6 protein-coding genes are annotated in these 12938 nt (G+C 66.9%); 3 read left to right on the plus strand and 3 right to left on the minus strand.

What is annotated here, in order from left to right; translation table 11 throughout:
* Positions 1–55: 55 nt before the first annotated feature.
* Positions 56–2323 (minus strand): glycoside hydrolase family 127 protein, encoded by a 2268-nt coding sequence (locus tag O2L01_RS16870; protein WP_270123148.1) that lies wholly within the window; start codon positions 2321–2323, stop codon positions 56–58.
* A 382-nt stretch (positions 2324–2705) separates the two neighbouring features.
* On the opposite strand from O2L01_RS16870, the gene O2L01_RS16875 reads away from it, so the two are divergent.
* From O2L01_RS16875 to O2L01_RS16885, 3 genes are read left to right on the plus strand one after another with little or no spacing between them, the layout of a single operon-like run.
* Positions 2706–4367, plus strand: a complete 1662-nt coding sequence (locus O2L01_RS16875) for a twin-arginine translocation signal domain-containing protein (RefSeq protein ID WP_270123150.1) — start codon at positions 2706–2708, stop codon at positions 4365–4367.
* Entirely contained in the window at positions 4364–5344 is a 981-nt protein-coding gene (locus O2L01_RS16880) for an ABC transporter permease (RefSeq protein WP_270123152.1), read from the plus strand. The genes O2L01_RS16875 and O2L01_RS16880 overlap by 4 nt, the downstream gene beginning before the upstream one ends.
* On the plus strand, positions 5344–6255 hold the full coding sequence (locus O2L01_RS16885) for a carbohydrate ABC transporter permease (RefSeq protein WP_270123154.1): 912 nt from the start codon (positions 5344–5346) through the stop codon (positions 6253–6255). Before O2L01_RS16880 ends, O2L01_RS16885 begins: the two co-directional genes overlap by 1 nt.
* 69 nt (positions 6256–6324) lie before the next feature.
* Here the strand turns inward: O2L01_RS16885 and O2L01_RS16890 are convergent, their stop codons facing one another.
* Both O2L01_RS16890 and O2L01_RS16895 read right to left on the minus strand, forming a co-directional pair.
* Positions 6325–8340: a glycoside hydrolase family 31 protein gene (locus O2L01_RS16890; RefSeq protein ID WP_270123155.1), complete on the minus strand. Its 2016-nt coding sequence runs from the start codon at positions 8338–8340 to the stop codon at positions 6325–6327.
* Between the two features lie 206 nt (positions 8341–8546).
* Positions 8547–12836: a putative Ig domain-containing protein gene (locus O2L01_RS16895; RefSeq protein ID WP_270123156.1), complete on the minus strand. Its 4290-nt coding sequence runs from the start codon at positions 12834–12836 to the stop codon at positions 8547–8549.
* Between the last annotated feature and the right edge of the window lie 102 nt (positions 12837–12938).

The following is a 12938-nucleotide window of genomic DNA, read 5'->3' on the forward strand; positions in this document are numbered from 1 at the left end:
GCAAGAGCGGATCGACAGTCACGGAGGCCGGTACTCGGCAGGGCACTCGTGTCGGTCAGCGCATGAGGCGGACCGTGGCGATCGCGGGCGTCGGGTTGCCGTCGAGAGCGGTGAACTTGAGTTCGAGTGCGCCCGCGCGCGGTTCCGTCGTGAGCTCACCGGGGAGGCCGTAGTCGGAGTCGAAGCTTCCGCGACCCTCTTCCCAGTGCTCCTCGGCAAGAAGCACTCCGGCCAGGTGCACGGCGACCGAGCAGGGTTTCCCTTCCAACCGGTAGCCGACGCGGAGGAGGCGGCCCTGGTGCCCGGAGTCGTCGAGGATCACGGACATGTCCGCCATGGTCCTGCGTGCGCGTTCCCCGGCCTCGTCGACGGCGACTTCGGTGGTCTCACCGCGGAAGCCGTGGTCGCTCTCGGGCTGCTGCTCGCCGAAAGCGACCTTGTCGACCGTTCTGGCGTCGAGCACGAGAGTACCGAGGTCGATGTCGGTGAGTGCCGCCCTCCGCTCCTCGACCCTGCGCTTTCCGGCGACGGGCCAGTAGACGGTGTACCGGCAGTCGTGGACCTCGTAGAACGGCACGACTTCGGCCTCGCCCGCCGGCTCGGTCGTGGCGAGCCGAAATCGAAGGGGCGCTTCGCGGGTGAGGACCTCCTCGGGAGGGAGGTCCTCGACGATGGGCACATCGGCGAAGCGCAGGAGCGGGCCGCCGGCGACATGGCCCATGCGGCTGTCGTCGGCGAGGAGGCCGCCTAGGTGCTCTTCCCCGGTCCGGGCGGCGAGCAGTACCGGTCCGGCGAAGTAGGCCTGCCACGGCGAGCCGTCGGGGAGACGCTCGGCCGAGAGTCGCAGCGGGATCCGGAAGGCGACCGCATCGCCCGATCGCCAGACGCGGTCGATGATCACCGCGCCAGGGGCGGTCTGACTGCTCACAGCCTCGCCGTTGACGGTGAGGTCGGCGAGGCCGTCGCTCCAGCCCGGTACTCGCAGTCGGAGCTTGAAACTCCGGTACCCGTCCAGATCGAAGGTGAGTTGGACGTGCTCGTCGGCGGGGAAGTCCGTCTCCAGATGGACCCGGCCGCCGAACTCGGGAGCGTCGAGGAGCGCGGCGGCGTAGAGGTTGACCGCCAAGGCGCCGTCGTGCTCGCCGAAGATCCACTTGCCGTATTCGGCCTGGGACTCGATGCCGGTGCCGACACAGCACCACATGCCGAGCGAGGGTTGGGAATAGACGCGGTAGTGGCGGGGGCGCATCGGGGTGAAGTAGACGAGGCCGCCGTGCCCGGGGTGCTGGGAGGCCAACTGGTGGTTGTAGATCGCGCGCTCGACGAAGTCGAGGTGGGCGGGTTCGAGGGCGGTCTCGGCGAGCCGCTGCGTCAGTCTGAGCATGTTGTAGGTGTTGCAGGTCTCGGGTCCCTCGCGGTCCTCGATCATCGCGCTGAAGTCGTCCGCGGAGTGGAAGTGCTCGCGGACGCTGTTGCCGCCGATGGCGACCGTGCGGTGCTCGACGACCTGGTGCCAGAAGAACGATGCGGCGTCGAGGAGGCCCCGGTCGCCGCGGACGGCGGCGGTGGCGGCGTAGCCGACGGCTTTGGGGATCTGGGTATTGGCGTGGCGACCGGTGAGATCGTCGCGGCGTTCCAGGAGAGGGTCGAGGATGGCGCGGTGGGAGAAGCGCAGGGCCGCATCGGCATGATCGGTTCGACCGGTGATGGCGGCGAGGTCGGCGAAGGCTTCGTTCATGCCGCCGAATTCGGTGTCGAGCATGGCCTCGAACGCGTCGTCGCCCATCGTCTCGGCGATGTCGAGCCACCAGTCGGCGAGTCGGACCGCGACCGCCAAGGCCCGCTCGTGGCCGAGCAGGCGGTGGGCGTCGATGAGGCCGGCGAAGGTCTTGTGCAGGTTGTACCAAGGCACCCAGTGGTCGCTCGATCCGAGCGACCGGGCTGCTTCGACGCCGCCTCTACGCAGGCGCTCGAAGAGTGCGGCGCCGTCGGGGATGCCGCCGATGTACCCGGTGCCGAGGTGCGCTTGGGCGCGTTCGAGTTCAGCGACCATGTGCTCGAGTCGCCGACGCGGTTCGGGCTTCCCGGTCGCCACCGAGAGTCGGGCGAGCGCGGACAGGTAGTGGCCGCCGATGTGGCCGTCGAGGCCGGAGTCCTCCCAGTTGCCGTAGCTCGCGGCGCGCGGTTCGAGACCGGCCTCGCGGAGGAACGGTGCGAGCAGCCGGTCCGGGTCCATCGCGAGGACGTAGTCGAGGTCGGTGCGCACCGCGCGTGCGAACAGGCCGTCGAGCAGCGTGACGCGGGAGAGCGGGAAGGCTTTCATAGGAGTCCTTGAGGGTCGTCCGGGTCGGGAACCGGGGAGCATGATCACGGCTCTTCATCGATCTCGGCGCTGAGTAGCGCCTGAGTCGCATCGATGCTACGGTATGCGTGACCGCTCACGCAAGGATCGTTTCACCGTCTGACATGCGACTTCGATCGGAGCGGTCGCCCGTAGATCACCATGCGGGCGTCGAAGCGATGCTTCGACCACGGCACTGATGTCGGCTCGGCCCACCGGCTGAGGCCGCCTCAAGAGCGCCGGCGCGCTGTCTGCGGCCGGATTCACCAGGCCCTCACAAGACGTCGCCCAGCCCGGCCGCCCCAGTACTCACAAACGCCTTATCCCTCACCCTTGTCAACGCTGATCAAAGGAGGCCCCTCTCATGAACGAAATCTCTCGCCGCAAGCTTCTCGGTGCCGCAGGCGCCGCGGCCGCTGCAGCGGCCATCGGGTCCACTGCCGCCTGTTCCGATAACCGCACCGGCGACGGCGCATCAGGCGGCGGCTATGACATGCCCACGTTCCAACCTGCCCCTGAACTGGACGTTCAGCCGGTGTTCTCTTCCGAGACGCCCGGTATGGAGGACGTCTACATCGAGGCCCCCAAGACCTGGTTCAAGTCCGTCAACCGCGAGCCCGGCTCTGGCGGCACGGTCACGTCCTTCCAACTCACCTGGGGCGACCCGTCGATGCCGCTGGAGGACGGCAACCAGTACTGGCAGGAGCTGAACGACCGCCTCGGCGTCAGCTACGAGCCGCAGTTCGTGCCGCAACCGACCTTCGACCAGAAGTTCGCGACGATGCTCGCCTCCGGCGAGGTCCCCGACCTGGTCTTCGTCAACGACCAGTCCGCGGTCAACCTGCAGGGCATCCGCGACGGCGCGTTCGCCGACCTCTCCGAAGTGCTCTCGGGCGACAATATCCTCAAGTGGCCCAACCTGGCCGCGCGCAAGGAGGAGATCTGGAAGGCCAGCCTCAAGGACGGCCGCATCTACCAGATCCCCTCGATCGTCTGGGCCCTCACCAATGTCCCGGTGATCCGCACCGACCTATTCGGCCAGACCAGTGTCGGTATCGCGCCCGCTGACGCCGACCAGCTGCTGACAGCCCTCAAAGAAGTCTCGGCGCTCGGTTCGGGCCCCGGTGGTCAGAAGGTCTACGGCCTCAACCGGTACGACCCGATCCTGTGGCGTCGCCACTTCAAGGTCGGACCCGACTGGCTGCTCGACGCCAACGGCGACCTGGTCCATGCCATCACGACCGAGAACTACAAGGCCATGCTCACCTGGCTCGCCCAAGCCTGGTCCGAAGGCGTCTTCGACCCGGTCTCGATGAGTCCCAACCCCGCCGACATCGTCTCGGGCGCGGCCCTTGGCATGGAGGCGGTCGGCGGCGCGTTCACCTCCGGCGACGGCCTCTTCCTCAAGGAGAAGGATCTTCCCGGCGCGGCCTACGACTATCTGGATCTGCCCGGTTTCGACGGCACGGCTCAGGTCGTCGTCCGCAACGTCCCCTACGGCCGGTCCACCTGTGTCTCAGCCGCCGCGGCCGAGGACGAGGACCGCCTGGTCGAGATCCTCAACGTCCTCGACTACTTCTCGGCCCCTTACGGTTCCGAGGAGGCCCTGTTCGTGGGCAGCGGCATCGAGGGCCGCCACTACAACTTCGACGAGAACGGCCTCCCGGCCGCCACCGGCGAGCACCTGACCGAACTCGGCGTCCAGTACGTCGGGGTCGTCTCGGGCGACAACTCCTACCGCGGCCACCCGAACCAGGCCAAGTGGCTCGACTCGTTCTCACAGGTGATGGAGGCGACCGCGCAGAACTCGATCGTCCGCCCGCTCGAGGGCCTCGAATCCGACTCGGCCACTTTCATCACCAAGGGCGCCCAGCTCGCCCAGCTGTTGACGGACTTCGAGAACGGCGTCGTCTCCGGCCGGGAAAGCGTGGACGACCTGCAGTCGTTCATCGACAACTACATGTCGCAGGGTGGTACGCAGGTCCGCGACGAATACGCCCAAGCCCTCAAGGACGCCGGCAAGTGAGCGTGCAGACCGCATCCGACCCCGGGACCCGCGTCAAGCGGGCCCCGGGGTCTCCCGCATCACCCCGGCGGCGCAAACTCTCGCTGGGGCAACGGATCTGGCGCGAACGCTGGTCCTACACGTTCATCGTCCCGGGCGCGCTGTTCTTCCTAGTGTTCGCGTACGTGCCGATGCTCGGCAACGTCGTCGCGTTCCAGCAGTACTCGCCGTTCCGCGGCATCGAAGGCTCGCCCTGGGTGGGGTTCGCGAACTTCAACGCGATCTGGACCGACCCCGAAGTGCTCACGGCCCTGCGCAACACGCTCATCATCGCGGTGTTGCAGCTGGTCTTCGCCTTCCCCGCGCCGATCGCGCTCGCGCTCCTCCTTAACTCGCTGATCTCCGACCGCGTCAAGCGCATGGTGCAGACGGTCGTCTACCTCCCGTACTTCCTGTCCTGGGTCATCGTCATCTCCGTGTGGCAGCAAGTCCTCGGCGGCGGCGGCCTGGTCGCGGGCATCCTCGACGCCTGGGGCATGAGCGGTTTCGACGCCATGACCAACGCCGACACCTTCAAGGTCCTGGTCGTCGCCCAGAACATCTGGAAAGAATGTGGCTGGGGCACCATCATCTTCTTCGCGGCCATCGCGGGAATCCCGAACGACCGGTACGAAGCCGCAGCGATCGACGGCGCCACCCCGTGGCAGCGCACCTGGCACATCACGCTCCCGGCACTCGTCCCGGTCGCCACGCTCCTGCTCATCCTCAACATCGGGTCGATCCTCACCGTCGGGTTCGAACAACTCCTGTTGCAGCAGCCCATGGTCGGAGCGAACGCCGCGCAGGTACTCGACACGTTCGTCTACTTCAGAGGCGTCATGGGCGGCCAGTGGGGCATCGCCACGGCCGCAGGCCTGCTCAAGGGCGTCATCGGCACGATCCTCGTGCTCGCATCGAACAAGCTCGCGAAGAAGATGGGCGGAGAGGGGATCTTCTAATGGCCACAGCGACAATGACCCGACCGGGCAAGGCCGGGACCCCGCCCTGGATGGCCCCGCCGTCCATATGGGTCAGAGGCATCAAGGCGCTCGTGATCGTCCTGATCGTGATCACCATGATCTACCCGCTCGTGTACGTGATCGCGATGAGCTTCGCCTCGCCCTCGCAGGCGAGGGCGGGCGTCATCTTCCCGACCGAGTTCTCCCTCGACGCCTACCGCGCGATCTTCAACGGTGGCACAGTAACGCAGGGCCTCAGCAACTCGCTGTTCATCACGGTCGTCGGCACCCTGCTCTCCCTCGCCGCGACCTCGATGCTCGCCTGGGGCCTGGCCCGGACCCGCCAAGTCCCCGGCGCCAAAGCCGTCCTGATCATGGTCCTGGCGACCATGTTCTTCAGTGCGGGCATCATCCCGAACTTCATGCTCATCAAGTACCTCGGGCTCCTAGACTCGACCTGGTCGCTGATCATCCCGGGCCTCATCTCGGCCTTCAACATGATCGTCATCAGGAACTTCTTCCAAGGCCTGCCCGAGGAACTCATCGAAGCCGCCAGGATCGACGGCGCGGGCGAATGGCGGATCTTCCTCCAGATCGTGCTCCCGCTGTCGAAACCCGTTCTCGCCGTGATGGGCCTGTTCTACGCGGTCGGCTACTGGAACACCTACTTCAACGCGCTCCTCTACATCAACGACAGCGAGAAGTGGCCCATCCAGGTCGTCCTGCAGCAGTACGTCCTCGCCGGGGTCCAGATCCCGGGGGCGATCGTCTCGCCGGACCAGCCGCCGCCTCCGGGCGTGACGCTCCAGATGGCGGTCATCGTCCTCGCCACCCTGCCGATCCTCATCGTCTACCCATTCCTCCAGCGCTACTTCACCAAAGGCGTCCTCACCGGCGCCATCAAAGGCTGATATGCCGAGGGCGGAGCCGGAAATACAACGGCCCCGCCCTCCGGGGGAGGAGCGGGGCCAGATGATGGTTCAGATGACTCCGATGAACTCGGAGAGAGCGCCGTTCCTGGTGAAGACGGGGATGCGTTCGATCGGGGCGGCTGCCGTGATCCACTGGCCCCCTTCATGTTTCACGCCAGTGTGGAAGTCGGTCCAGGCCGCGCCGACCGGGAGGTAGACGCGGCGTTCGGTGGCGTGAGGCTGGACCACCGGGGCGACCAGGAGGTCCGGGCCGAACATGTACTGGTCGGTCAGCTCCCAGCAGGCCGCGTCGTCGGGGAATTCGTGGAACATGCCGCGCATGACCGGCTGGCCCGATTCGCTGGCCTCGGTCATGAGCCGACGCGTATAGGGGCGCAAGGCCTCGCGGAAGTGCACGTAGCGGGAGAGGATCTCGTACACCTCCTCGCCGAAGCTCCACAGCTCGTTCGGACCGCCGGTGTCGCAGCGCTCGGAGCCGTCCGCAGCGAAGATCTTGTGGCCGGGATGGCGGGCACCGTGCATGCGCATGACCGGGCAGAACGCGGCGAACTGGAACCAGCGCACGAGGAGGTCGTGGAAGTCGGGGTCTTCGGTCTTCCCGCCGTGGAAGCCGCCGATGTCGGTGGTGAACCACGGGATGCCCGCAACGCCCATGTGGATCCCGGCGGTGATCTGGTGCCGGAAGTCCTCATAGGTCGAATGGATGTCACCCGACCAGACCAGGGCCCCGTAGCGCTGGCTCCCGGCCCAGGCGCACCGGACCAGGTTCACGACCTCCTCCTGGCCGGCTCCGCGCTGGCCCTCGTAGAACATGCGGGAGAACGCCTGGGGGTAGACGTTGCCGACCTCGAGGACCGTTCCCGCGTGGTAGCGGTAGTTGCCGAAGTCGTAGACGCCGAACTCGGGCTCGGCCTCGTCCAGCCAGAAGATCTTGACGCCGAGGTCGTGGTAGTTGCGGCGGATGACGTCCCAGGCGGCTTCGCGGGCGCGCGGGTTGGTTGCGTCGAGGAACATGCTCGGGCCGAGGAACCCCATCTGGAGCGCCGTGCCGTGCTCGGTGCGCACGAGCAGGTTGTCCTTCTTGAACGCCTGGAAGTTCTCCGATGCGGTCGAGATCTGCGGCCAGATCGAGACCATGAGCTCGATGCCCATCTCCTTGAGCTCGGCGACCATCGCGGCCGGGTCCGGCCAGAACTCCTCCTCGAAGCGGAAGTCGCCCATCTTGGGCCAGTGGAAGTAGTCGGCGACGATCACGTCCATGGGGAGGCCGCGCCGTTTGTGCTCTCGCGCGACTTCCAGGAGCTGCTCCTGGTTCCAGTACCTGAGCTTGCACTGCCAGTACCCGAGCCCGTATTCGGGCATCATGGGGGCGTGGCCGGTCGCATCGGCGTAGGCGGCGCTGATCTGCGCCGGAGTGTCCCCTACCGTGATCCAGTAGTCGAGCTGCTGGGTGGACTCGGCGATCCACTCGGTCCGGTTGGCGCCGAACGCGGCCGTTCCGATAGCGGGGTTGTGCCAAAGGAACCCGTACCCGGCGCTGGAGACCACGAACGGAACACTGACTTGCGAGTTCCGGTGGGCCAGCTCGAAGATGTTGCCCTTGATGTCGGCGACGGTCTGCTGGTATTGGCCCATGCCCCAGAGCTTCTCGTCCGCGGCGGATTCGAACGCGGCGCGCAGGTGGTGCGAAGCCCCGGCCAGCGGCCGGAAGTGGCGGGCCTTGTATTTGAGGGCGCCGCCGGTTTCCTTGAGCACGGTACGGCCGTCGGCGTCGAGGAACTCCACTGTGCACTGGAAGACGTGGTAACCGGTCTGATGGTCCAGGCCGCCCCAGGCGCGCAGTACCGCCGTGATCGCGCCGTTGGTGAGGGTCGCGGTCTCGCCCTCCACAGTGATGGCGACCGGGACCGATTCCGGTTCCAGGAGAGCAAAGTCGGTGTCGAGCACGTCCCCAGCCGGATTGCCGCGCACCCGAAGCGAGTTCCGCCCCCAGGCCTGGACGACAAGGGTCTCCCCGTCGCCGCGCCAGATCACGGCGTCGTCGGTGGTCTCGAACGTGGTCATGAATGCTTCCTTTTCACATCGCGGTGCGGCCGACGCTGTTTCAGCGAACCGGAGCACCGGGAACGTTGCGATACATAGGCAGGCGGGTAAGTACGCAGACAGGCAGTACACGAGTACGGCCGGACGGCGGTGAAGAACGTCGTCGCCTTCGACGACTGGGAACGGGCCCGAGCGCGGCGGCGCTCGGGCCCTCATTACCGGGTGGGTCAGGATTCGACGAGTGCGGTGACCGCCTCGGCGAGTGCGCCGGCGGCGGTGTCCACCTCCTCTTGCGTTGCGCCCTTGTCGTCGGCGGCGGTTTGGGCGGCGTCGCGGGCGCTCACCATTGCGGTCCAGGATTCGGCGGTCCAGTCCCCTTCGGACAGGGCCGCCGCGTCGTCAAGGAGGACCTCGAGACCGGTCTTGTCGATGACTTTGACGATGAACTGGAGTTCGGCCACGTTGCAGTACCCGCCGCCGCCGCTGATCCGAACAGCCTCATAGGAGACGGGCTCGGTCAGGGTGATCGTGTTCCATCCCGCGACCGGGGTTCCGGTGTTCGCGAACGTGGTCCAGGTGGTGCCGCCGTCGTTTGAGCCTTGGATGAGCATCCCGGTCGCCCGGGAGACCGCGCCGATGCGCGGGTGGTACTTGACCGCCTCGATCGCGAACGCGGTGCCGTCGCTCGGGAGCACGGTGTTGGTGCAGGACTTCGTGGTCGTGTCCGTGTAGGTGGCGGTGTTCCCGTCGAACATGCGCCAGCCGTTGGCCGCAGCGCTGGTCGCGCCGTCGGCGGTCGCAGTGCTCGCGGCGACCCAGGACTGGTCGATGGTCGCGGGCGCCTCAGTCAGCAAGGGGTCCAAGAGGTCCCAGGCATCGAGAAGCCGCAGCGCGAGCGCGGTCTCGTCGGCGCCTTCCTCGGTGAGGGCGGCGCGGATCGCGGCGACCTCACGGGGGAAAAGGATCCGGGACTCCCGGGTGTACTGGCTCAGGTCGACCGCGTCGGCGCGCTCCAGAATCGGTTCGATGTCGAGGTCAAGCGACCCGAAGACTCGCAGTTCGGCGATGTCGATGTAGGTGCTGTTGCTGACGCGCAGGTAGCGGTAGCTTCCGGTATCGGTTGCGTCGAGGTTCTGCCACGCCATGGTCTTGAACGGCTGCTCGGCGATGGTCGTCCAGTGCTCGAGGTCGTCGGAGCCCTGGAATACCAGGTCGGGCATGCGGATCATGCCGTTGTTGTTCTGAGCGGCAAGATAGTCGATCCGGTCGAGGCGGTAGGTCGAGCCCTCTCCGAAGTCCCAGACGAGGTGGAACTGCCCGTCCACGGCCGCCACGCTGCTCTGCGTGGTGGCTTTGGCGTCCAGCATCTGCGCCGCTTGTGCGGCCTTGGTCGCGTCGGTCTCGCCGCTCGCGTTTACCACTGCCGGAATCGACATGTCGATGAGGTTCGACTCGTCGGCACCGTACAGATAAGTGCCGTCGGTCGAACCGTGGATCGTCTCGGCGATCTGGCCTTTGGCGGTGGTGTGGTCGATGACGACATCGAGCCGTTCGCCGCCGGCGAGCTCGCCGAGGGTGCCGGTCGCGGTCCACGACAGGCCGTCTTCACTCGTCGCGGCCAGCTCCTGGCCGCCGACCGAGACGCTCACGTCCGAGATCGCCTTGGGGCTGGAGAACGCGACCTGGACATTGTCGCCCTCGGTGACGCGGCTGGAGAGCGCGTCAGACGACGACACGGACACCGTGTCGATGTCGCCCTTGACTTCGGAGCGGACGCCGTCGATGCGGAGCCGGGTGAAGCCCCACAGGCCCGGATAGGCCGGGTCGGTCGCGATACCGGGGTTGTCGACCTGGAGCTTCAGGTACCGGTATTGCTGCCCCTTGTGCTCTGCGACGACGCCGATGGTGTCCCATTCGTTCGTGTTCTCGGTGTCGCGTTCGGTCAGGAGGTCCCAGGTGACGCCGTCGTTCGAGCCGTACACATTGGTGCCCTCCATCCGGTTCCCGAAGTTGAAGCCGGCCAGGAAGCTGAAGGAGTCCGCCGCGACCCGGTACTGGGGTCCGAAGTCGAGCACGAACGAGCCCACGAGCAGGTTCGGCAGGCCGCCGCCGCTGCTCTCGGGTGCGGCGATGGTGTCGACGGCCGCGGGCGTGATGACCGTAGGAGTGACCACGCCGCCACTGAAGTCGAGCGTGCCGTCCTCCAAGTGCGGATTGAGCAGCCGCAGCGCTTCGACGGCGGCGAGTAGTTCGGTGAGCGCGGCCTCGAACTCCTCCTGGGGGGCGTCCTCGGGCACGTTCTTGGCCTCGTGGAGCGCCGCGAGGAACGGCTCGTGCGTGACCGTGGTGTAGACCGCGAAGCTCTGGGTGCCGTCTGCGAGGACGGCTTCGATGGTGTTCTCGCGGTTCTTGGAGGCCACGAGTTCGAAGGTGCGGGCGGCGACCGTCTGGCCGTCGTCGGCGATGATCTGGACCTCGTACCGACCGGACTGCCCCTTGGCGGGTTTCCAGGTCAGTTCGCCGGTCGCGGCGTCGAGCGACGCTCCTTCGGGCAGTCCGGCGGCCCTGTAGGCCACGTTCCCGCCGGTGTCGCCGGCGGACAGGTCGATCGACTTCTCGTTCCGCTCGGTGAAGTAGAACCGGTCGTCGGCTTGCGCGAACTGCGGCGCGGTCAGGTCGGTGGCGCCGGTGAGGATCACGCTGTGCATGTCGACGGTGGTGCCTTCGGCGCCCTTGAGGCGGTAGAACTGGACGTTCTGGCCGCCCGCGGGGTAGGCCAGATACCGCCACTCGCCGCCCGTGTCCGGCATCTCCATCGACGGCACGATCGGATCGAAGTCGTACTCGTCCGGGTTGATCCCCGACGGATCCTCCTTCTGCAGCACTTCCAGACTCGCCGGACCGTCACTGCGGTACTTCAGGCCCAGCAAGGTCTGCCCGCCCCACATCACGCGGCTGAGGACGCTGGTCGTACCGGCGTCGGAGAGCGAAGCGCGGGCGAAGGTCTCGCCGTCCTCGGTCACGAACTCGGTGCCGTCATCGAGCAGCAGCCCGGCCTTCTCGAAGGTCAGCGCCGCGTTCTCGGCCAGCGGCTTCGGCGCAGTACCGGCCAGCTCTTCGGGGAAGGCGACCCAGTACTCGGGGTTCTTGTCACCGGCGGCCCAGAAATTCGCGACCGTGGTCCCCCCGTAGAAGTACGGGCCGTCCATCCGGTTCGACAGCTCGGCCACCCACGGCGCCTCGGACTCCACATCGACCCCGCGCTCGTACTTGTACTCGTAGTACAGCTCGTTGACCGGGTTGAACAACCGGCCCCGGTAGGCCTCGGAGACACTGCCGTTCCAGCCTTCGCCGCGCTCGTCGACCCAGGGGATCCGCGAGCCCAGCATGAACCCGAAGAACTGGTTCGCGCCTTGGAGAATGCGCTGGTCGAGGAAGTCATAAGCGCTCACCGCGTTCGAGTCGGTCGAGACCGTCCCGGCCTCCGGATCGACCTTGGTGCCCTGGACTTCGAGCATCCGGGCCAGGCCGGTGAAGTTGTCGATGTTGCACTCGCCGTGGGCCTGGTCGCGGCCCATCTCCCGCACCTGCACGAAGTCGTACCCGTAGGGGTTCGCCGGGTCGTCAGCCTCGATGAGCGGGATCTGCGGCGCGATCGCGCCGTTGTCGTAGCCGTCGTAGGTCGAGTTCACCGTGGTCCACTCGACGCCCTTGGCGTAACCCTCGGCGTCGTCAGCGTAGATCGCGGTCGCGATGCGCCCGAACAACCCGAAGTTGTGCTGGTTCATCCACTTCTTGTTAGAGAAGTTGAAGACCTCCACGACCGGGTTCGCATAGTTGCCCAGCAGGTTCGCATCGTCGGTCTCGCTCCACACGACGTCGTAACCGTTGTAGGTCCCGGGCGTGTCGTCGGCGAGCGGCTCGGTCGCGCGGATGATCTCGGCGGCCATGAGGTGCTGGTACAGCGGGTGCCCGGTGTGGATGTGCGCGTCAGGGAAGTACGCGTACCCGTCGGGGTTCATGTCCGCCCAGACACGCAACGATTGGATCGCGTTGCGCCGGTACACCTCGTCGCCGGTCATGACCCACATGAGCGCCTGGGTCAGCGAACCGAAGGAGTCGTTGCGCTGGCGCGAGCGCAGGCCGCCCTGGTTGTAGTCGCGGGTGAGCGCCTTGTCGGGCTCGGTGGCCGACTTCGAGTTCGAGGCCCGGTAGCCGGTCGCGGCGAACCCGGTGTCCGCCATGGCCTCGAAGTAGGAGGCCCACGGTTCCTGGCCGGTGCGGACCATCTCCTGCGCGGTGCGCAGGTCTTCGGCCGTGAGGCCGACGCCGGGGTGGACGAACCCGGCGTCCGAGACGGTCTCGTTGATCGTTACGACATTGCCGGTGATGAGGTCCTCGTAGTTCGCGGCTTGGGCGACTTGAGGAGGGGCGGCGATCGCCCCCAATCCCGTGGCGAGGGCGACGGTCAACGCCGCCAGGCGCGAGCGCCGCGGTACCGCGACTTGGCTTTTCAAGGGACGATCCTTTCAGTGAAGGGCAGGCGGTCGGGCCCGCATCGCGGGCCCGACCGCGATCGGGGGTCAGTCAGTGACCCGGAATGTGGCGGGGGCCCCGCC

The sequence above is a fragment of the Glycomyces lechevalierae genome, assembly GCF_027622945.1.
GTDB lineage: Bacteria > Actinomycetota > Actinomycetes > Mycobacteriales > Micromonosporaceae > Glycomyces > Glycomyces rutgersensis.

Excerpts from the sequence above, each read along its gene's own strand:
- O2L01_RS16870 (WP_270123148.1), bottom strand. The coding sequence starts at position 2,323 with ATGAAAGCCTTCCCGCTCTCCCGCGTCACGCTGCTCGACGGCCTGTTC.
- O2L01_RS16890 (WP_270123155.1), bottom strand. The coding sequence starts at position 8,340 with ATGACCACGTTCGAGACCACCGACGACGCCGTGATCTGGCGCGGCGAC.
- O2L01_RS16885 (WP_270123154.1), top strand. The coding sequence starts at position 5,344 with ATGGCCACAGCGACAATGACCCGACCGGGCAAGGCCGGGACCCCGCCC.
- O2L01_RS16875 (WP_270123150.1), top strand. The coding sequence starts at position 2,706 with ATGAACGAAATCTCTCGCCGCAAGCTTCTCGGTGCCGCAGGCGCCGCG.